The following is a 20,469-nucleotide window of genomic DNA, read 5'->3' on the forward strand; positions in this document are numbered from 1 at the left end:
CGAGAGAGTGACGCCATGGGTGACAGAGCGGTCGTGAACGTCGGGCCGGAACCGCTGAGCTTCGACGAGGTGACCATGGTGGCCCGGCACGGCGCCGAGGTACGCCTCACCGACGACGCCGTCGCGGCCATGGCCGCGGCCAGGATCCGCGTGGACGAGCTCGCGGAGAGCCCGACCCCCGCCTACGGCGTCTCGACCGGCTTCGGGGCGCTGGCCACCCGGCACATCGACCCCTCGCTGCGCGCCCAGCTCCAGCGTTCCCTCGTCCGCTCGCACGCCGCGGGCTCCGGCCCCGAGGTGGAGAAGGAGGTCGTCAGGGCGCTGATGCTGCTGCGCCTGCACACCCTGGCGACCGGCCACACCGGGGTGCGCCCGAAGACGGCCAAGGTCCTGCAGGACCTGCTCAACGCCTCGATCACCCCCGTCGTGCACGAGTACGGCAGCCTGGGCTGCTCGGGCGACCTCGCCCCGCTCTCCCACGTGGCCCTCACGATCATGGGGGAGGGCGTCGTCCGCGACGCGGCCGGAGACCTGCGTGACGCCGCCGAGGCGCTCAAGCAGGCGGGCATCGAGCCCGTCGAGCTGGCGGCCAAGGAGGGCCTGGCGCTGATCAACGGCACGGACGGCATGCTGGGCATGCTCATCCTGGCCATGGACGACCTCGGCCGCCTGTTCAGGACGGCCGACGTCTCCGCCGCCATGAGCGTCGAGGCGCTGCTCGGCACCGACCGCGTCTTCGCCGCCGACCTGCAGGCGCTGCGTCCCCACCCCGGCCAGGCGGCCAGCGCCGCCAACCTCAGGGCACTGCTCAAGGACTCGGGGATCATGGAGTCCCACCGGGACGGCACCTGCACCCGGGTCCAGGACGCCTACTCCCTGCGCTGCGCCCCCCAGGTGGCGGGAGCCGCCAGGGACACCCTCGCCCACGCCGCCGTCGTCGCCGAACGTGAGCTGGCCTCCGCGGTCGACAACCCGGTGGTCCTGGCCGACGGACGGGTCGAGTCGAACGGCAACTTCCACGGGGCTCCCGTCGGCTACGTGCTCGACTTCCTCGCCATCGCGGTCGCGGACGTGGCGAGCATCTCCGAGCGCCGTACCGACCGGATGCTCGACGTGGCCCGCAGCCACGGCCTGCCCGCCTTCCTGGCCGACGACCCCGGCGTCGACTCCGGTCACATGATCGCGCAATACACCCAGGCCGCGATCGTCTCCGAGCTCAAGCGTCTGGCGGCACCCGCCAGCGTCGACTCCATCCCCAGCTCCGCCATGCAGGAGGACCACGTCTCCATGGGCTGGTCCGCCGCGCGCAAGCTGCGCCGCGCGGTCGACGGACTGACCCGGGTGCTGGCGGTGGAGATCCTCACCGCGGCCAGGGCGCTGGACCTCCGCGCGCCGCACCGGCCCGCCCCCGCGACCGGGGCCGTTGTCGCCGCGCTGCGCCAGACGGTCGCGGGTCCGGGCCCCGACCGCTTCCTCGCCCCCGAGATCGAGGCGGTGACCAGGCTCGTGGCGAGCAACGCGGTCGTGGCCGCAGCCGAGTCCGTCACCGGGCCGCTGGAATAGCCGCCACCACCTCGATCTCGATCATCAGGCCCGGCATGAACAGCCGGGACACCTCGACGGTCGTGCTGGCCGGGGGCTCACCGGTGATGTGACGCCCCCGGACCTCGCCGTACTCCCTCAGCCGTGACATGTCGGTGAGAAAGGTCCGGATGTGGGTCACGTCGTCGAACGAGCACCCCTGGTCGGCGAGGATGCGCGCCAGCATCTCCATCACGTACTCCGACTGGCGGGTCATGTCCCCCTCGCCGACCACCCGGCCCTCCTCGTCGAGCGCCACCTGGCCGGAGACGAACAGCAGATCCCCGGTCCTGGTCGCGTGGGAGTAGTACCCGTTGGTCGCGGGCACCGAGGCCGGGTTCACCTTGCGCACCCCCGCGCTCCCCGTACGGCCCGCCGTCACGTATCCGAAGACGGCCGTCAGGTCCTGGTCGCCGAGCCCGGCGGAGACCGCCCCGAGCAGCAGTTCCTCGGCCGCCGCCGCCAGCGTCCGCGTCCCGTGTCCGGCCAGCCCCAGGTCCTTGGCGGCGAGCCCGAGGGAGTAGGCGGTCGGTTGCGGCCCGTTCTCGACGACGGGGCGCACCCGTTCGACGAGTGAGGCCAGCGGGGTCCCGCCGAGCACGTCCAGCAGCGTCCCGGTGTCCACACCGGCCGCCGCCGCGTGGGCCAGGTTCTCCGCGAGCAGCACCTGCGCCGGGACCAGCGCGCTCATCACCGCGAGCTTCAGCGCCGCCCCGGAGCCGGGACCGCCGCTCTCCCGTACCCGCCCGAAGACCTCAAGCACCTCGCGGCAGCGGGCCAGGTCTCCGGCGTCGCCGCCGGCCAGCACCGTCAGCGTGCCGTCCGCGGCGGGTCCCACACTGCCGAGCACCGGCGCGTCCACCAGCCCGACCCCGGGGGGCAGCAGGTCACGGAGCCCGGCGACCGCCTCGGGGCCGATCGTGGACATCTCGACGACCAGGGCTCCCGGCCGCAACTCCGGGGCCGCCGCGGTGAGCACCTCCCGCACCGCCGCGGGGCCGGTGAGCATCGTGATCACAAGGTCCGCCTTCGCGACGGCCTCGGCCGCCGTCGCCGCGCTCACGGCCCCCTCGACCGTACGGGGAGTGCGGTTCCAGACCGTGACCTCGTGCCCCGCCGCCACGAGCCGTCGTGCCATCGGGGCGCCCATACGCCCCAAACCCAGGAAGGAAATCATGCCGTTCACGCTATGAGGGGCCAAGGCATTCCACCAGCGACTAGATTTCATGCATCCCATGCGAAGGAGGAATGTGTTCGACATCGACGCCCTGCGCCTCATGGACGCCGTCGTCAGGACCGGCTCGTTCACCGGGGCCGCGGCCCTGCTCAACTACACCCAGTCCGCGGTCTCCCGGCGCATCGCCTCCCTCGAACAGCAGGCGGGCGGCCCGCTGTTCGAACGCCTCCCCAGAGGAGTACGGCTCACGCCCGCGGGCCAGGCGCTCCACCTGCACGGGCTGGCCGTGCTCAACCGGCTCGCCATGGCCCAGGAGGAACTGGCGGGCATCCACGGCGGCTACCGGGGACGGCTGCGCGTCGGCGCCTTCGCCACCGCCAACGTCGCGCTGGTCCCCAGGGCCCTGCGGGACTTCGGCCGCGAGTTCCCGGGAGTCGCGCTCACCGTGGTCGAGGGGCCGAGCGCGGGCCTGCTGCGCCGTATGCGGGAGGGGGCCCTCGACATCGCCGTGATCAGCGACTACCCGTCGGGCCTGCCGTACGAGGAGGAGGTCGAGACCGTCGAACTGGTCGATGACGAGCTGCTGGTCGCGCTGCCCAGGGACCATCGGCTCGCCGCGGGGCCGGAGGTGGACCTGCGGGAACTGCGGGAGGAGACCTGGATCGAGGCGGCCCCTCCCGGCGGGACGACCATGCTCGACACGGCCTGCGCCAAGGCGGGCTTCAGCCCGCGCGCCAGGCTCAGGATCGCCGAGTGGACCGGGAAGTTCGGCTTCGTGGCCGCGGGGCTCGGCGTCACGCTGGTTCCCGGCATCGCCGCGCACGCCGTACCCCGCGACCTCGTCCTGCGCTCGCTGGGCGACCTCGCCCCGCGCAGGTCCGTGTACGCCGCGCTGCCACGCGCCACCCCGCCCTCGGTCCTGCCCGCGGCCCGCGCGCTGGCCGGGTTTCTGGCCGACGCCGTGGGGACGGCGGCGTTTCCGCCGGCGGGATCGGCACCGCCGTCCGCGCGGGCATAACCTGGGGCGGCGTCCCGTGAGGAACGGCACTTGTTCCACCATCAGATCCGGCAGTTTCAGGAGGAGCCCGATGAACGTCCCCGTCTGGGTCAACGGGCGGCTCGTAGAGCCAGAGCAGGCGACGGTCTCGGTCTTCGACCACGGCCTGCTGGTCGGCGACGGCGTGTTCGAGACCGTCAAGTGCGTCGGCGGCGTCCCCTTCGCGCTCACCCGGCACCTCGACCGGCTGCTGGTCTCCGCGACGCGGATGGGCATGGCGGAGCCGGACGTGGAGTTCGTCGAGGCGGGCGTGCGCGCCTGCCTGGCACAGGCGCCGTCGTGGCCGCTCGGCCGGATCCGCATCAGCTACACCAGCGGCCCCGGCCCTCTCGGCTCGGACCGGGGCGGGACGGACGGCACCGTCGTCGTGATCGTCGCGGACCAGAAGCCCTTCCCCGTGACCGCGGACGTCACGGTGGTGCCGTGGGCCCGCAACGAGCACGGCGCGCTGGCCGGGGTCAAGTCGACCTCCTACGGCGAGAACGTCCTGGCCCTGGCCTACGCCAAGGCCAGGGGAGGTGGCGAGGCGATCTTCGGGAACCTGGCGGGAAACCTGTGCGAGGGCACCGGCAGCAACGTCTTCGTCGTCCGTGACGGGCGGATCGTCACCCCCACGCTCGCCTCGGGCTGTCTGGCCGGGATCACCCGCGCGCTCACCCTCGAATGGTGCGGGGGAGCGGAGGAGGACCTTCCCCTCTCCGCGCTCGCCGAGGCCGAGGAGGCCTTCCTGACCTCGACGACCCGCGACATCCAGCCGATCAGGACGGTCGGAGAGACCGTGCTCCCCACCGCCCCCGGCCCGGTGACGGCCAAGGCGATGCGGGTCTTCGCCGAACGGAGCGCGGCCGACGTCGACCCGTGATCCGTCACGGGAACGCCGCAAACGCGACGCCGCCCGCGGGCCTGAAGCCTGCGGGCGGCGCCGGACGGAGCCTCAGGAGCTCCAGAGCATGTTGCTGAGCTCGGCGTCGAGATCCATGAAGTCGGTCTCACGGCCCGCGGGGACCAGCTCGTAGGTCCGGTGCAGGAACTCGGTGAGAGGCGCGAGAGGCACCTCGAACAGAGCCTGCCCGAAGGGCGAGGTGAGACTGATGTGCAGTGTCCGCTCGCCGTCGGCGCGCGCGGGCCACACCTGGACGTCTCCGTCGCCGACCCGTCGCACGATGCCGACGGTCAGCAGTTCACGGGCGAAGATCCACTCGACCGGTTCGTCGTTCCCCACATGGAAGGCCATTCTGATCGCGTAGGGATCATCGGCCGTGTAGCTGAGTCCGGCGAGCAGGGGGACGGTGGTACGGTCGGGGACCACAAGCCGAAGGCCCAGCTCGGCAGAGACGGTGGAGCTGTTCATCGTCAGCCAAACCTTTTTCGTCGTCGGTCCCCTCTGCGGGGCTTTCACTGCTCTGGCGGACTCTTCGTCCCGAGCTATGACGCGGAACAAAGAAACCTGTAGGGAAGATTCCGCCTCCGGGCCCTTCTGTAACGCACATCACAGCGCGACATTTGGGTCTCTACCTGGCTAAACATCACCAACAGGGCCATATTTGCAAGGGTTTTGCGTATCGTTTTGGTCACCGTCGACTCCCCCTGCCGGGGCGTCTCGGGCCATAGAGGTTGAGCCTGGGTCGTACGGTGCTTCTACGGATCAGGACGATGCTATGACACCGTAGCCCCCTGCTGGACGCATCCACGGACCTTTGGTTCGCGTCCGTGTCGCGCCTTCAAGATCGTCTCCTCTCCCGCGTCGCTTCGCCAGTGCTCTCGGATTGCTGTATGGTTTTCCACGTCGGCACCGTCAGGCGCCGACAGGGCGGGCGATTAGCTCAGCGGGAGAGCGCTTCGTTCACACCGAAGAGGTCACTGGTTCGATCCCAGTATCGCCCACGCGAGTAAGACGCAGACATGGGCCCGGAGGTTTACCCGAACCTCCGGGCCTGCTGCTGTCCGGCCCCGGATGCAGACCCTGGAAGGGTCCCCTCCGCCGAAGGCGAGGATCACGACCCGCTCTCCGTCATGGTCGACGGCGGCTCCTCCTTCCCGGCCTGCGGGGAGCCCGTACCCGCCGGACGACATGCTCGGCATGGGAAGGCACTCCGGTTCGAAGGACGGATCGGTGCGGCTTCCGGCGCCCAGTTCGCGGTAGGTCTTCGTGAGGCGCCGTTCGACCGTGCTCGTGGTGACGTAGAGCTTCTTTGAGACCTGCTGGTCGGTGTCGCCACGCGCGGCGAGCACGGCGACCCGGTGCCCGGCCCTGCTCAGCTGGTCGACGGGGAGCCGGGCGTCGAGCCATACCGTGGTCACGGCGATCCGGCGATCCGGCGTTCCGCCGTGACCACGGGGTACGCCTGGCCGGCGAGGCACGCCAACAAAACCCGGGCGCCGTGTGTCCAAGAAGATATGGAATGGAGAAACAGGACACGACGTGGCCCGGCGACCTCCCTGGTGACGGCGGCGGTGCTGGCCGCCGTCACCGCGTGCGCCCCGCCCGCGCTCTCCGGGACGGCCGCCGCACCGGTCCCGGCGCGACCCACCGGCCCCCCGGCGGGCACGGGGACACAGCAGAGCACCGGGACGGCGGTGTTCGAGGGGGCGAGCCTGTCCACCGCGGCCGCCGGGCGCTGCCGTACCGAGGGGCTCAGGGCGGGCGTCGGCCGGGTGGACGCGGGGGCGGGGCAGCGGTACGCGCCGCTGGTGCTCACCAACACCTCGGCGAAGAGCTGCTGGGTCTACGGCTTCGTCGGCCTGGTCATGTTCGACGCCAAGGGGGACGCCCTGCGCACCAGGGTCCGCAGGGAGAACGTCCCGGCGCACCGGGTGACACTGCGCCCCGGGGCCTCGGCGCACGCCAGACTCCACTGGACCACGGTGCCGAGCGGGCGCGAGACCTCGTGCCCGTCCGCGGCACGCCTGATGATCATTCCGCCGGACGAGGTGGCGCACCTGGAGATCCCCTTCGCCGGTGTGGTCTGCGGCGACGGCAGGCTCGACGTCACCCCGATGGTCTCCGGCTCCAGGCTGTGAACGCGCCGGGAGCCGCGTTCTCCGAAAAACGATCAACAGGTGCCTAAACTGGCCGCAGTCACGAGAACGGAGTTCTGTGGTGCGGATCGGACTGTCACTCGGTGAGCCGGCGGGCCCCGGCGAACTGGTGAACCTGCGCAGGCAGATCGAGAGGGCGGCTGACGACGGCTTCTCCTCCGCCTGGCTGTCCAACATCTTCGGCCTCGACGCGCTGACCGCGCTGGCCGTCGCGGGTGGTCAGGTGCCCGGGATCGAACTGGGCACCTCCGTCGTGCCCGCCTATCCGCGCCATCCGGCGGCTCTGGCCCAGCAGGCGCTCACGGTCAACGCCGCCCTCGACGGCAGGCTCGCCCTGGGCGTCGGCCTGTCGCACAAGGTCGTCATCGAGGGCATGTACGGCTACAGCTTCGACCGGCCTGCCAGGTACATGCGGGAGTACCTCTCCGTCCTGGTGCCTCTCCTGCGCGGCGAGCAGGTGGCCTTCGAGGGCGAGACCCTCACCGCGCGGATCGGGCTGACCACCCCCGGCGCCGGGAACCTGCCCGTGCTGGTCGCCGCGCTGGCCCCACGCATGCTCAAGCTGGCGGGAGAGCTGGCCGACGGAACCGTGCTGTGGATGACCGGCCCCAAGACCGTGACCGAGCACATCGCGCCCGCCGTGACCGAGGCCGCGCGGGCGGCGGGACGGCCCGCGCCCAGGATCGTGTGCGTCCTGCCGGTCTGTGTCACCGACGACGCCGAGGCCGCGAGGGCGAAGGCCGCCGAGCTGTTCGCGCTCTACGGTGAGCTGCCGTCCTACCGGGCGGTCCTCGACCGGGAGGGGGCCGCGGGCCCGGCGGACGTCGCGATCATCGGGGACGAGGAGAGCGTCTCCGCCAGGATCGGCGAGCTCGCCAAGGCCGGGGTCACCGACTTCGCCGCCGCGGTGTTCGCCGAGGGCCGCAGGACACGGGAGTTCCTCAAGACCCTCCTGTGACGCCCGCCGTCATGACCGCCCTCCTGTCAGAGGCCGAACGCGGTCAGCGTCACCCACGCGGTGCCGAGCCCGGTCAGCGCCCCGACGGCGACCTGGGGCGGGGTGTGGTGGCCCAGCCGTACCCTGGCCCAGCAGACGACGGCCACGACCAGCGCCCCTGCGGCCAGTGTCGGTACGGCGGGCAGCACCCTGGAGAGCACGACGACGCTCCCCGCGGACACGGCGGCGTGGAAGGAGATCTTCCACCTGAGCGTGACCGGGACCGTCACCGCGAGGGCGGCCAGCATCGCGGTCACCGTGGAGACCAGCAGCGTGGGCGCCCGCAGCAGGACCAGCAGCACCAGCGCGGCCAGCACCGCGCAGACGGCGACCAGCAGCGGCTTCGTCCGGCTCGCGCGGTCGACCAGATGGTGGGAGTCGAGCCGCCCCGAGCGGACCCCGGCCGCGATCACCCCGGCGGGGACCCCGCCGCACAGCGCCGAGGTCCCCAGGCCCCACAGGACGCCCGGCCAGCCGTCGGCCAGCAGCCCGACGACCGGGGGCAGCGCGATGACCAGCACCTGCGGGGCGAAGACGCCGGTGACCAGCCGGGCCGCCGCCGTCCCCGGCTCATCGCGTGCCATCTCCCGACCGTCCATGCCGTCCTCCCCGCCTGTGCCAGGTCCGCCGGGATAACCTTGGCAGGCGGGCGGCCCCGGGGTGACATCCCGCAGGCCGCCGGAGCGCGGTGGGCGTGTGAGGTCAGTCGTTGGCGTGCAGGGCGCTGTTGAGCTCGATGCCCGTGCCGGAGCGCGGCACGACCTCGACGGCCCCGGAGGTGGAGTTACGGCGGAACAGCAGGCCCGGCGAGCCGGAGAGCTCGGCGGCCTTGGCGACCTTCCCGTCGGGCAGGACGACCTTCGTCCCGGCCGTGACGTACAGGCCCGCCTCGACGACGCAGTCGTCGCCCAGCGAGATGCCCACGCCGCTGTTGGCGCCGAGCAGGCAGCGGCTCCCGATGGAGATGACCTGCTTGCCGCCGCCGGACAGGGTGCCCATGATCGAGGCGCCGCCGCCGACGTCGGAGCCGTCGCCGACCACCACGCCCGCCGAGATGCGGCCCTCGACCATGGACGTGCCGAGCGTGCCCGCGTTGAAGTTGACGAACCCCTCGTGCATCACGGTCGTGCCCGCGGCCAGGTGGGCGCCGAGGCGGACCCGGTCGGCGTCGGCGATCCGCACTCCGGAGGGCATCACGTAGTCGGCCATCCGGGGGAACTTGTCCACGCCGTGGACGGTCACCGGGCCACGCGCGCGCAGGCGCAGCCGTACGGCCTCGAAGCCCTCGACGGGGCACGGGCCGTGGCTGGTCCACACCACGTTGGCGAGCAGGCCGAAGATGCCGTCCAGGTTCTGCCCGTGCGGCTGGACGAGCCGGGCGGAGAGCAGGTGGAGACGGAGGTAGACGTCGTGGGTGTCGGCGGGGGCCTCCGACAGCTTGGTGATCCCGGTGAAGACCGCGACCACCTCGACTCCCCTGGCATCGTCCGGTCCGAGAAGCGCGGTGACCTCGGGGCCGAGGGCCTCGGCGGCCTCCTGGGCGGTCAGCCGCCTGGTGCCCGGCGAGGCGGGGTCACCCAGGCGCGGGTCGGGGAACCAGGTGTCGAGCACGGTGCCGTCTGAGGCGATGGTGGCGATGCCGACGCCGTGGGCGCCGGAGGTCTGAGCTGCTGCGTTCACGCCGACCAAGCCTAGTCAAAGCGGGTGCAACGGCCGTACGGCGAGGGTGTGGCCGGCGTGTGCGCAAGCCTCTCCGTCAATAGCCTGGCCGCCATGTTGCCCATGTTGCACGGCATCGACGTGTCGAACTGGCAGGGGGCGGTCGACTGGGGCGGGCACGCCGACAACGGCGTGTCCTTCGCCTTCGCCAAGGCCACCGAGGGGAGCACCTTCACCGACCGGTGGTTCGAGCGCAACTGGACCGGCATGCGGGAGAACTGGATCGTCTGTGGCGCCTATCACTTCGCCAGGCCCGCGGGCGACCCGGAGGACCAGGCGCGCCGCTTCCTCGGGACGGTCGAACGGGCGGGCGGGCTGCGCCACGGAGACCTGGTCGCCCTCGACCTGGAGACCGGTGACCGGCTGCCGCCCAGGAAGGTGGCCCGTTTCGCGCGCGCCTGGTGCGAGGCCGTCGCCGCCCGCGCGAGGGTCAGGCCGGTGATCTACACCTTTCTGGCCTTCGCCGACGCGGGCAACTGCGCCGGGCTTGAGGACCACCCGCTGTGGATCGCCGCCCCCGACCATCCGACGGGCAGGCCGGAGATCCCGCAGCCGTGGCACAGATGGACGATCCACCAGTACTGTCACGAACCGCTGGACCGCAACGTCTTCCGGGGGACCAGGGCGCAGCTCACCTCGCTGGGCTACCGGCCCCGGCGGCGCGCTGGAAAAAGGCGTGGCGGACACCGGTAGCATCGGATCCATAGTCGGGTTTCCCGAGAACCAGCGTCACGCATACCGAGGAGCAACCGTGTCGGCCGTGTCAGAACTGCGCATCACCCTCGCCGGAGCCGAGCGTGTGGTGGCGGGTGGCACGACGTACGGCGACGCCCTCGGGGCGGACGGCCGCTCGGTGGTCGCCGCCAGGGTGAACGGCGAGCTGAGGGACCTCGCGGCCGTGGTGTCCGAGGGCGACCAGGTCGAGCCCGTCGAGGCGGCCAGCGCCGACGGCCGGGCCATCGTGCGCCACTCGACCGCCCACGTCATGGCCCAGGCGGTGCAGGAGATCTTCCCCGAGGCCAGGCTCGGCATCGGCCCGCCGGTCGAGAACGGCTTCTACTACGACTTCGACGTCAAGGACCCCTTCACCCCCGACGACCTCAAGCGCATCGAGAAGCGCATGCGGGAGATCGTCAAGCAGGGGCAGCTCTTCTCCCGCAGGAGGGTCTCCGACGAGGAGGCGCGCGCGGAGCTGGCGGCCGAGCCGTACAAGCTGGAGCTGATCGGGCTCAAGGGCGGCGGTGACGCCGAGGAGAGCGTCGAGGTGGGCGGCGCCGAGCTGACCATCTACGACAACCTCGACCCCAAGTCCGGCGAGCTGTGCTGGAAGGACCTGTGCCGGGGCCCGCACGTGCCCAGCACCCGTTCCATCCCGGCGTTCAAGCTGATGCGCACCGGCGGCGCCTACTGGCGGGGCAGCGAGAAGAACCCGCAGCTGCAGCGCATCTACGGCACCGCGTGGGAGTCCAGGGAGCGGCAGGACGAGTACCTCCACATGCTGGAGGAGGCCGAGAAGCGCGACCACCGCAAGCTGGGCGCCGAACTCGACCTGTTCTCCTTCCCCGAGGAGCTCGGCTCGGGACTGCCGGTCTTCCACCCCAAGGGCGGCGTGATCCGCAGGGTGCTCGAGGACTACTCGCGGCGCAGGCACGAGGAGGCGGACTACTCCTTCGTCAACACCCCGCACATCACCAAGGGCCATCTCTACGAGATCTCCGGTCACCTCGACTGGTACGCCGACGGCATGTTCCCGCCCATGGAGCTTGAGGGGGCCAGTTACTACCTCAAGCCGATGAACTGCCCGATGCACAACCTGATCTTCAGGTCGCGCGGGCGTTCCTACCGTGAGCTGCCGCTGCGGCTGTTCGAGTTCGGCACCGTCTACCGCTACGAGAAGTCGGGCGTGGTCCACGGCCTGACCCGGGTGCGCGGCCTGACCCAGGACGACGCCCACATCTACTGCACCCGCGACCAGATGCGCGACGAGCTGAAGTCGCTGCTGAGGTTCGTCCTCGACCTGCTGCGTGACTACGGCCTCGACGACTTCTACCTTGAGCTGTCCACCAAGGACCCGGAGAAGTTCGTCGGCTCGGACGAGGACTGGGAGGAGGCGACCGCGACACTGCGCGAGGTCGCCGAGTCGGAGAACCTCGACCTCGTCCTCGACCCCGGCGGGGCCGCCTTCTACGGGCCGAAGATCTCCGTGCAGGCGCGCGACGCCATCGGGCGCAGCTGGCAGATGTCGACCATCCAGCTCGACTTCAACCTGCCGAAGCTCTTCGAGCTGGAGTACCAGTCGTCGGACGGCACGCGCCAGCAGCCCATCATGATCCACCGGGCGCTGTTCGGCTCGATCGAGCGCTTCTTCGGCGTCCTGGTCGAGCACTACGCGGGCGCCTTCCCTCCCTGGCTCGCCCCCGTGCAGGTCGTCGGCATCCCGATCGGCGACGCCCACGTCCCCTACCTTCAGGACCTGGCCAAGAAGGCCCGCGAGCGGGGCGTCAGGATCGAGGTCGACGCCTCCGGCGACCGCATGCAGAAGAAGATCCGCAACGCGCAGAAGGCCAAGGTGCCGTTCATGCTCCTGGCCGGTGACGAGGACATCGCCAACGACGCGGTCTCCTTCAGGTTCCGCAACGGCGAGCAGAAGAACGGCGTCCCCGTCGCCCAGGCGATCGACGAGATCGTCGACGCGATCGAGCGGCGCGTCCAGGTCTGATCCCCGCCTCCGGCGCGGCCCGTGCCTCCGACGCGGAGCACGGGCCGCTCACCGGGTCAGACGTCCTCGGCGGAACGGCCGGTGACGGGCTCGCCGGGCAGGCGGACGTCCTCGACGCCCACGTTGACCTCGACGACCCGCATGCCCAGCATCCGGCTGACCGTGCGGGCCACGTTGTTCTTGACCTCGTTGGCCACGTCCATCACGACGTGGCCGTACTCCGCGACGATCGAGACGTCGATAGCGACCGTGCGGTCCTGGACGTGGGCGCTCACACCCCGCCCGCTCCTCCTGGCTCCGGGGGCCACCCGCTCGCCGATCGCCTCAAGCACGCCGGAGGGGTCCTCGCCGAGCCCCACGACACCGGCGACCTCCAGGGTCGCGAGGGCGGCCACCTTCTCGACCACCTCGTCGGCCACCCTGATGCGGCCCTTCACCACCGCGGCGGCCCCGGCGGTTCCCGGGTTCTCGGAGACCGCGGGAGCGGTGGCGAGGGAAGCCGAGAGGTTCAGCGGGAACGGGCGGGCGGCCGGAGCCTCAGCGGGAGAGTCGGTCTCCTCGGTGATCTCTTCGACGGAGACGTCGGTCATGGGTACTCCTCGGCTTTCGGTGGTCATGCTCGCGAGGATTCTGCCGGAAAATAGGCCGCTTTGTCCGCATATACAGGCGGCACCGGCTGGGGACGCCCGAAACCGGTGGGCCTATGCTGCAATGCATGCAGGAGAGCGAGCCGATCGAGCAGGCGGGGGCTGGGGTCCCTGACAACTTCCAGCGACTGTGGACTCCGCACCGGATGGCCTACATCAAGGGGGAGAACAAGCCGGCGGGCTCCGGCCCCGGCGACGGCTGTCCCTTCTGCGAGATCCCCGAACTGAGCGACGAGGACGGCCTGATCGTCGCCAGGGGAACCGCGGTCTTCGCCCTGCTCAACCTCTACCCGTACAACTCCGGCCACCTGATGGTCTGCCCCTACCGACACGTGGCCGACTACGCCGACCTCGACGAGGTGGAAACCGCCGAGCTGGCCGACTTCACCAAACGGGCGCTCACCGCCCTGCGCAAGGCCAGCGGCGCGCAGGGCTTCAACGTGGGCATGAACCTCGGCGACGTCGCCGGAGCGGGCATCGCCGCCCACCTGCACCAGCACGTGGTGCCCCGCTGGGGCGGGGACACCAACTTCATGCCGGTCGTCGGTCACACCAAGGTGCTGCCTCAGCTGCTGCGTGACACCAGGGAACTGCTCGCGGGCTCTTGGCCCGCCTCCGCGTAGGACCCGCTCTCGCCGAGGGCCCTGACCCCGACCGAGAGCACCAGCGGTACGGCCAGCGCCAGGGCCATGGACAGCACGGCGGCGCCGGAGTCGTTGACCAGGGTGCCGACGACCCCGCTGACCAGGGTGCCGATCAGACCGGCGCGCAGCGTGGGGGAGTACTCGAAGGCCGCAGGCAGCACCCCCGCGCTGGCCGCGTCCGGCCGCAGCAGCGCGTAGACCAGGAAGGCGAACGCGGCGATCACGATCGGCATCAGGTTCGGGTTGAGCAGCGTGCCCAGCATCGCGCCGAGCTTGCGGCTGACCACCTCGAAGGCCTCGCCGGTGAAGATCTGGCCGACGAAACGGCCCAGGTGGGTCTGGGAGCCGGGCGGGCGCAGGTGGTCGAGATAGGCGATGGTCATCACGATGACACCGCCCGCCACGCAGAACGCGCCCAGCTTGACGATCGAGACCCGCCTGCCCGCGATCAGCAGCGCCGTCACGGCGATGCCGGGCACGAAGGCGATCACCCCGCCGAAGTCACTGCCGATCCCGGGGAAGCCGCCCAGGATCATCGCGACTCCTCCCAGCGTCGCCACGATCCCGACCGCCGCGTTCTTACGCCCCACGCTCACCAGCCGGTGGGCGATCGAGGTCACCACCAGCAGAACCGAGGTGGCGAACAGCGCGAACGGGATGTTGCCCAGACCCGAGTAACGGGCGCCGACCACGGCGGTGTAGCCCATGACGCTGTTGAACTGCAGGTTCGTCCCGGTCACCAGGTCACCGGCGATGACCGCCGCGGTGACGCCCGTGACGAACACCAGCGGCCCGAGCGGGGAACGGCGCCACGGGCCCGCCAGCGCGGTCACGGCCAGCAGCAGGGTGATCACGACGATCCCGCCGACCACGGCGGCCAGCGGCGTCCCCGTGTGCTCCCAGGCGAGAAGGTTGACCAGGTAGGTCGAGACCGGCAGGCACGCCAGCGTGACCGCGGCCACCCTGACCCCGCCGAGCCCGCGCCTGCGGCGCATCAGCAGGAAGGCGACGACGTAGAACAGCACCTGCAGCGCGGCCACCGAGGTGAAGAAGATCCCGCCCATGTCCCTGATCGCCTGGCCGGCCCCGTCGTCGTCGACCAGTTCGGCCTTGGCCCCCTCGACCCCGCCCGTACGGCTCGCCGCCACCCGCCAGGGCACCCCGATCACCGAGGGCGGTACGGCCACGCCCGTGACCCCGAGCATCGTGGCCGTGATGTCGGGCACGATGGAGACGTCCTCACGGTGGGTCGAGGGCGCCCCGAGGAAACGGCCCGAGGCGTCCTGAGCGCGCATCATGGCCACCCGCAGGTGCGGGACGCCCCCGTGGTCTCCCAGACCCGCCAGCAGCACGACGGCGTCCTGCGGGAGGGCGTTCAGCGCCGCCCCCGTCTTGGCGTCCGCCAGCCGCAGGGCCTGCGCCCGCCGCTCCGGGGTGAGGGCGTCCTCGGCCTCGGGCAGCCGCCCGCCGGTCACGTAGGGCCGGATCAGGTCGTCGACGTCGACCGCGGCCACCCGGCACGCGTCGAACGCGCCGGGGGTCAGCCGTTCCGGGGAGGCGGCGTAGCGGTCGACCCGCCCCGACCGGTCGGCCAGGGCGAGGGCCGCCCCGGGCCCCACCGCGAGCGTGCAGCCGCCCGCTGCGTGCACGGCGTCGCCGAGCGTGCCGGTGCCACGCTGCCCCGCGACCCGGTACAGGTAGTCGTAGCCGGGGATGACGGCGCCCTGTCCCTCGGGGGTGGGCTCGGGCGGCAGGCCGCAGCCGTACCCGACGGCGGACCTGATCCCGGCGGAGACCGTGAGCCAGCCGTCGTAGGGGCAGGTCACGCGGCCGACCGTGCGGACCGAGAGCGACCCGGTCGCGCTCCGGCCCGCCAGGGCCCACAGGTTCGGCGTGCCCTCGGGGGTCAGGTCGCTCCACAGCAGACCGGGGATCCCGATCAGCACCACCCGCGCGGGACCGTCCGCATGGGCCGTGACCCGGACCGCCGGTTGCGCCGCCGCGTGCGCGGCCCCAGGCCACAGCACTCCCAGGACCAGCGCGAACACGGCAAGCGTTCGCCTCACCGGAGACCTCCCTGACTCAGCCGAGTGTCGGCACCGTACGGGAAGGTAGGGGAAGAGCCCGTCCGAGGTCTACCGGAAGGAGAGAATCACCGGTATCAACCGGGTCAAGGTAGGACGATCTTGGCAGTTGGGCTCTCGTTCTGCAGGCGGTCGAGCGCGGTGACGAGGTAGGTCCCGCTCCCGCGCGCGGTGAAACTCTGCCGCGCCTGGTCCGAGGCGGGCACCACGGCGAGAAGGTTGCGGGCGTCCGCGGTCGCGCACGCCCCGGCCTCACCGGAGGCGACCCGGTAGACGGCGTAGGAGCGGGCGTCGGGGGAGGGGTTCCAGCTGATCGTGCCGTCCTGGACCCTCAGGTCCGCGGGCGTGGCCGGGGCCCTGCCGCCGAGACCCTTGATCAGGGGCAGCAGCGCGGGGCGGGTGTAGTACTTGGCGACGACCCGGTCGAGCGCGCCGAGCGGGTTGGTCAGGAGCTGCTTGGCGCTGAAGTAGACGTCGCCGTTGACCTCCTTGTACTTGCGGTTCACCGCCAGGTGGGAGGCCAGCTCACCCGCCTTGGTCCAGGCCGGGGTGTCGGTCGCCCCGACCCGGTAGAGGCCCTGCCCGATGTACAGGTCGACGTCGGTGCCCTTGACCTGGGCGGCCCACCACGGCACCAGCACGTCGTAGTCGGCCGCCTTGAAGCCGCGCGGCCAGTACAGCTGCGGGATGACGTAGTCGACCGTGCCCTTCTTGATCCAGTGGCGGGCGTCGGCGTAGATGGAGTCGTAGGCGGACATGCCGCCGGTGGCCGAGCCCGTCGGGTCCTGCGCCTTGTTGCGCCAGATCCCGAAGGGGCTCACGCCGAACTTGAGGTACGGCTTCACCTGGTGAACCGCCGTGTCGACCTGGGAGATCAGCGCGTTGACGTTGGCACGCCGCCAGTCGGCCCGCTTGGCGCCCTTGCCGTACTTCCTGAAGGCCGCGTCGTCGCCGAACGGCGCGCCCGCGCCGGGATAGGGGTAGAAGTAGTCGTCGAAGTGGACGCCGTCCACGTCGTAGCGCTGGGCCACGTCCTTGACGACCGCGGTGACGTGGTCGCGGACCGCGGGCAGGCCGGGGTTGTAGTAGATCTTGCCCTCGTGCTTGACGATCCACTCCGGGTGCTCACGGGCGGGGTGGCCCGCGGGAAGCCCCTCCGCGCCCCCCTCGAACGCGGCACGGTAGGGGTTGAACCAGGCGTGGAACTCAAGCCCGCGCCGGTGGGCCTCGGCGATCAGGAACGGCAGCGGGTCCCAGCCGGGGTCCTTGCCCGCCGTGCCGGTCAGATACTCCGACCAGGGCTCAAGAGACGACTTGTACAGCGCGTCCGAGGCCGGGCGGACCTGGAAGAACACCGCGTTGAAGCGGCGTTTGACCGCCTGGTCGAGGATCTTGACGTACTCGGCGCGCTGCCTGGCGGGCGAGAGCCCGGTGCGGGAGGGCCAGTCGATGTTCTTCACCGTCGCGATCCAGATGCCGCGCATCTCCCGCTTGGGGTATCTCGCGTCCGTCTCGCAGGCGGCCGTCACGCTGTCCGCCGCCGGTGTGCCCGAAGCCGGTTCGGTCCCGGTCTGTGTGGCGGACTCGGCGGCCTTGGTGGTCTTGGAGGCCTTGGAGTGCTTGGCCGGCTTCGCCGGAGGGGCGTCCGGGCCGAAGGTGTAGGCCGCGCCGGTCGTGAGGACAGCGAGGGCGGTTGCGGCGAGCAAAGGACGTCCGGTTCGCATGGTTCATCAGTCTGTCATCGGGACCGGGGTACTTTGGCCCTGAAAAAAGAAATCATTCCGTGACGCTACTGTTATGTAGTCAATCCTTGGGAGGCGTGGGCGGCGGCGCCCACGCCTCCCTCGGATCAGCTCGCGACCTTGTCCGCCAGGTGGGCGGGCAGCGGCTCGTAGCGCAGGAAGACACGGTGGAACGTCCCCGTGCCGTGCGACATGGACCGCAGGTCGATCGCGTAACGGGTGATCTCAAGCTCGGGCACCTCGGCGCGGACGAGCGTGCGGCCGGTGCCGACCGGCTCGGTGCCCAGGACGCGTCCCCTGCGGGAGGACAGGTCCGACATCACCGAGCCGACGTGGTCGTCGGGAACCAGCACGGTGACCTCGTCGACCGGTTCGAGCAGCAGCGTGGGAACCTTGGCGGCGGCCTCCTTCAGCGCCAGCGCCCCGGCGATCTGGAAGGCCATGTCCGAGGAGTCGACCGAGTGGGCCTTGCCGTCGTACAGCGTCACCCGCACGTCGACCAGCGGGTAGCCGGCCAGCACGCCGCGTTGCATCTGGGTGCGCACCCCCTTCTCGACGGAGGGGATGAACTGACGCGGGACCACACCGCCGACGATCTTGTCGACGAACTCGAAGCCCCCGCCGGAGGGCAGCGGCTCGATCTCCAGATGGCAGATGGCGTACTGGCCGTGCCCGCCGGTCTGCTTGACGTTGCGGCCCAGCGCCTGGCAGCTGCCGCCGAAGGTCTCCCTGAGCGGCACCCGCAGCCCGATCTTCTCGACCTCGACGCCGTGGCGCCTGCTCAGCCGGTCGAGCAGGACGTCCGCGTGGGCCTCGCCCATGCACCACAGCACCAGCTGCCTGGTCTCCGGGTTGTTCTCCAGCCTGAGCGTGGGGTCCTCGGCGACCAGGCGCTGCAGGGCCTGCCCGAGCTTGTCGTCGTCGGCCTTCGACTTCGCCTGGATCGCCACGGGCAGCAGCGGGTCGGGCATGCTCCAGGCGGTCATCAGCAGTGGCCGCTCCTTGTCGGACAGGGTGTCGCCGGTCTCGGCGCGCGACAGCTTCGCCACCGCGGCGATGTCGCCCGCCACACATGCGGCGACCGTGCGCTGGGTCTTGCCCAGGGGGCAGGAGAGCGCGCCGATGCGTTCGTCCACGTCGTGGTCCTCGTGCCCCCGCTCGGCCAGCCCGTGGCCGGAGACGTGCACGGTCATGTCGGGGCGCAGCGTGCCGGAGAACACCCTGACCAGGCTGATGCGGCCGACATAGGGGTCGCTGGTGGTCTTGACGACCTCGGCGACGAGAGGTCCCTCCGGATCACAGGTGACATCGGTGACCGGTTTGCCGTCGATCGTGGTGATCTCGGGCAGCGGGTGCTCAAGCGGGGAGGGGAAGCCCTGGGTGACGAGTTCGAGGATCTCGAAGGCGCCGACCCCCGCCCCGGTGGCGAGCACCGGATAGAAGCCCCCGCGGGCCACCGCCTTCTCCAGGTCGCCGATGAGGGTCTCGGTGCCGATCTCCTCACCCGAGAGGTAACGGTCCATCAGGGACTCGTCCTCGCTCTCCTGGATGATCCCCTCGATCAGGGAGGCGCGGTAGAAGTCGATCCTGTCCCGCTGTGAGGCGTCGGGGACGCCCTCGGTGCGCCTGCCGCCGGTGTAGTCGTGGAAGGTCTGGGTCAGCAGCCCGACCAGGCCCCTCAGCTCGCCACCCTCGGCGACCGGAAGGTACAGCGGTGCCACGCCGTCGCCGAAGGCGTCCTGGCAGGCGGTCAGCACCTCGTCGAACTCGGCCCGCTGGTGGTCGAGCTTCGTGATCACCACGGCGCGGGGCATCCCGACGGCCGCGCACTCCTCCCAGAGGATCCGGGTGAGGCCGTCGATCCCCTCGGAGGCGGAGACGACGAAGAGCGCCGCGTCCGCCGCGCGCAGCCCGGCCCGTAGGTCACCCACGAAGTCGGCGTAACCGGGGGTGTCCAGCAGGTTGACCTTGACGCCGTTGTGGACCAGCGGGGCCAGGGTCAGGTTGACCGAGCGCTGCTGGCGCACCTCGACCTCGTCGAAGTCGCTGACCGTGCCGCCGTCCTCGACCCGGCCCGCGCGCTGCACGGTCCGCGTCGCGGCCAGCAGCGTCTCCACGAGGGTCGTCTTGCCCGAGCCGGAATGGCCGACCAGTACGACATTGCGAATCATGTCCGGCCGGTCGGCCGCGGGCGCCCTACCCGCGGCTCCCGCTGTCCCGCCGGTTGCCTTCTCTGCCACGTCGCCTCCTGCGTCGTTGCCGAAGGAGCGCGGCCGCGTGCGGCCACACCCCGGGGTCCGCCGCCGCGTCCGTACACCGCAAGGACGCGGTGTGTTCACCAAATACCCGTGTGGCGAATATCACAAGAGGGCCGAGGTGATCCGGTCGCGGAGCGTTGGATGCGCGCTCACAGGTTGTGTGGCCTACGATCGGAGCGCGATGCTGAAACTTCTGCGCCCCGCCGTGACCCGAATCCTGACCCCCCTGGGCAGGGCGCTCGCCCGCCGGGGGATCAGCCCCAACATGGTCACCGCGGTCGGCACAATCGGCACCGTGGCCGCGGCTCTCTTCTTCTATCCCCGTGGGCAGTTGTTCCCCGGCAGTGTCGTGATCACTATTTTCGTGCTGGCCGATCTGCTCGACGGGGTCATGGCCAGGATGTCGGGCCCGGGAAGCCTCTGGGGCGCCTTCCTCGACTCCACCCTCGACCGGGTCGGCGACGCCGGGATCTTCTCGGGGCTGGTGATCTGGCTCATGCTGGACGGACAGCGGACGCTGGCGATGGTCGCCCTGTTCTGCCTGGTCGCCGGGGCCGTGGTGTCCTACGTCAAGGCCAGGGCCGAGGGATTGGGCATGACGTGCGACGTCGGTCTCGTCGAACGGCCGGAACGGCTGGTCGTCGGCCTGGTCGCCGCAGGGATCGGCGGGCTCGGCGTGCCGTACGTGCTGTCTGGGGGGCTCTGGCTGCTGGCCGTGGGAAGCGCGGTCACGGTCGTCCAGCGTCTCCTGCACGTCTACCGCCAGGCCTCCTCCTCGGCGTCACGCCCCCTCCGCTGATCGGAA

At 71.1% G+C, this 20,469-nt stretch carries 18 protein-coding genes and 1 tRNA gene; 10 read left to right on the forward strand and 9 right to left on the reverse strand.

What is annotated here, in order from left to right; translation table 11 throughout:
- The first annotated feature begins 15 nt into the window (after positions 1–15).
- Positions 16–1,563: a histidine ammonia-lyase gene (hutH, locus tag ABT340_RS16870; RefSeq protein ID WP_352011652.1), complete on the forward strand. Its 1,548-nt coding sequence runs from the start codon at positions 16–18 to the stop codon at positions 1,561–1,563.
- Here the strand turns inward: hutH and ABT340_RS16875 are convergent.
- Positions 1,544–2,860 carry an NAD(P)-binding domain-containing protein gene (locus ABT340_RS16875; protein ID WP_352011653.1) on the reverse strand — a complete coding sequence of 439 codons (1,317 nt, stop codon included), beginning with the start codon at positions 2,858–2,860 and terminating at the stop codon, positions 1,544–1,546. The genes hutH and ABT340_RS16875 overlap by 20 nt on opposite strands.
- Here ABT340_RS16875 and ABT340_RS16880 point away from each other — a divergent pair.
- On the forward strand, positions 2,817–3,776 hold the full coding sequence (locus tag ABT340_RS16880; protein WP_352011654.1) for a LysR family transcriptional regulator: 960 nt from the start codon (positions 2,817–2,819) through the stop codon (positions 3,774–3,776). The two genes, ABT340_RS16875 and ABT340_RS16880, sit on opposite strands and share 44 nt — an antisense overlap.
- Before the next feature lie 70 nt (positions 3,777–3,846).
- Positions 3,847–4,677 (forward strand): aminotransferase class IV, encoded by an 831-nt coding sequence (locus ABT340_RS16885; protein WP_352011655.1) that lies wholly within the window; start codon positions 3,847–3,849, stop codon positions 4,675–4,677.
- A gap of 72 nt (positions 4,678–4,749) precedes the next feature.
- On the opposite strand, the gene ABT340_RS16890 is transcribed toward ABT340_RS16885, so the two are convergent.
- On the reverse strand, positions 4,750–5,166 hold the full coding sequence (locus tag ABT340_RS16890) for an SsgA family sporulation/cell division regulator (protein WP_089210725.1): 417 nt from the start codon (positions 5,164–5,166) through the stop codon (positions 4,750–4,752).
- Between the two features lie 461 nt (positions 5,167–5,627).
- Between ABT340_RS16890 and ABT340_RS16895 the strand changes: the two genes are divergently transcribed.
- A tRNA-Val gene (locus ABT340_RS16895) sits at positions 5,628–5,699 on the forward strand.
- Here ABT340_RS16895 and ABT340_RS16900 read toward each other — a convergent pair.
- Positions 5,673–6,116: a helix-turn-helix domain-containing protein gene (locus ABT340_RS16900; protein WP_352011656.1), complete on the reverse strand. Its 444-nt coding sequence runs from the start codon at positions 6,114–6,116 to the stop codon at positions 5,673–5,675. The two genes, ABT340_RS16895 and ABT340_RS16900, sit on opposite strands and share 27 nt — an antisense overlap.
- 96 nt (positions 6,117–6,212) lie before the next feature.
- On the opposite strand from ABT340_RS16900, the gene ABT340_RS16905 reads away from it, so the two are divergent.
- On the forward strand, positions 6,213–6,836 hold the full coding sequence (locus tag ABT340_RS16905) for a DUF4232 domain-containing protein (protein WP_352011657.1): 624 nt from the start codon (positions 6,213–6,215) through the stop codon (positions 6,834–6,836).
- Between the two features lie 79 nt (positions 6,837–6,915).
- Complete coding sequence (locus ABT340_RS16910; RefSeq protein ID WP_352011658.1) at positions 6,916–7,812, forward strand: TIGR03564 family F420-dependent LLM class oxidoreductase; 897 nt, start codon at positions 6,916–6,918, stop codon at positions 7,810–7,812.
- Positions 7,813–7,838: 26 nt separating this feature from the next.
- Here ABT340_RS16910 and ABT340_RS16915 read toward each other — a convergent pair whose 3' ends face one another.
- Together ABT340_RS16915 and dapD are read right to left on the reverse strand one after the other, a co-directional pair.
- On the reverse strand, positions 7,839–8,435 hold the full coding sequence (locus ABT340_RS16915) for a hypothetical protein (RefSeq protein WP_352011659.1): 597 nt from the start codon (positions 8,433–8,435) through the stop codon (positions 7,839–7,841).
- 118 nt (positions 8,436–8,553) lie between these two features.
- Complete coding sequence (dapD, locus tag ABT340_RS16920) at positions 8,554–9,531, reverse strand: 2,3,4,5-tetrahydropyridine-2,6-dicarboxylate N-succinyltransferase (protein ID WP_352011660.1); 978 nt, start codon at positions 9,529–9,531, stop codon at positions 8,554–8,556.
- A 93-nt stretch (positions 9,532–9,624) separates the two neighbouring features.
- Between dapD and ABT340_RS16925 the strand changes: the two genes are divergently transcribed.
- Positions 9,625–10,263: a glycoside hydrolase family 25 protein gene (locus ABT340_RS16925; RefSeq protein WP_352011661.1), complete on the forward strand. Its 639-nt coding sequence runs from the start codon at positions 9,625–9,627 to the stop codon at positions 10,261–10,263.
- 58 nt (positions 10,264–10,321) lie between these two features.
- On the forward strand, positions 10,322–12,289 hold the full coding sequence (gene thrS / locus ABT340_RS16930; protein WP_352011662.1) for a threonine--tRNA ligase: 1,968 nt from the start codon (positions 10,322–10,324) through the stop codon (positions 12,287–12,289).
- 56 nt (positions 12,290–12,345) lie between these two features.
- Here the strand turns inward: thrS and ABT340_RS16935 are convergent, their stop codons facing one another.
- On the reverse strand, positions 12,346–12,879 hold the full coding sequence (locus tag ABT340_RS16935) for an Asp23/Gls24 family envelope stress response protein (RefSeq protein WP_352011663.1): 534 nt from the start codon (positions 12,877–12,879) through the stop codon (positions 12,346–12,348).
- 125 nt (positions 12,880–13,004) lie between these two features.
- Between ABT340_RS16935 and ABT340_RS16940 the strand changes: the two genes are divergently transcribed.
- A complete protein-coding gene (locus ABT340_RS16940; protein WP_352011664.1) occupies positions 13,005–13,559 on the forward strand; it encodes an HIT family protein in 555 nt (184 codons plus the stop codon).
- Here the strand turns inward: ABT340_RS16940 and ABT340_RS16945 are convergent.
- The 3 genes from ABT340_RS16945 to ABT340_RS16955 all read right to left on the reverse strand — a co-directional run bounded on the left by ABT340_RS16945 (position 13,502) and on the right by ABT340_RS16955 (position 19,646).
- On the reverse strand, positions 13,502–15,646 hold the full coding sequence (locus tag ABT340_RS16945) for a hypothetical protein (RefSeq protein ID WP_352011665.1): 2,145 nt from the start codon (positions 15,644–15,646) through the stop codon (positions 13,502–13,504). The genes ABT340_RS16940 and ABT340_RS16945 overlap by 58 nt on opposite strands.
- 104 nt (positions 15,647–15,750) lie before the next feature.
- Positions 15,751–17,388 carry a glycoside hydrolase family 10-like protein gene (locus ABT340_RS16950; protein WP_352011666.1) on the reverse strand — a complete coding sequence of 546 codons (1,638 nt, stop codon included), beginning with the start codon at positions 17,386–17,388 and terminating at the stop codon, positions 15,751–15,753.
- Between the two features lie 125 nt (positions 17,389–17,513).
- A complete protein-coding gene (locus tag ABT340_RS16955; protein WP_352011667.1) occupies positions 17,514–19,646 on the reverse strand; it encodes an elongation factor G-like protein EF-G2 in 2,133 nt (710 codons plus the stop codon).
- A 199-nt stretch (positions 19,647–19,845) separates the two neighbouring features.
- Between ABT340_RS16955 and pgsA the strand changes: the two genes are divergently transcribed.
- Positions 19,846–20,463 carry a phosphatidylinositol phosphate synthase gene (gene pgsA / locus ABT340_RS16960; RefSeq protein WP_352011668.1) on the forward strand — a complete coding sequence of 206 codons (618 nt, stop codon included), beginning with the start codon at positions 19,846–19,848 and terminating at the stop codon, positions 20,461–20,463.
- Positions 20,464–20,469: the final 6 nt, after the last annotated feature.

Source organism: Streptosporangium sp. NPDC000239, assembly GCF_040300765.1.
Lineage (GTDB): Bacteria > Actinomycetota > Actinomycetes > Streptosporangiales > Streptosporangiaceae > Streptosporangium.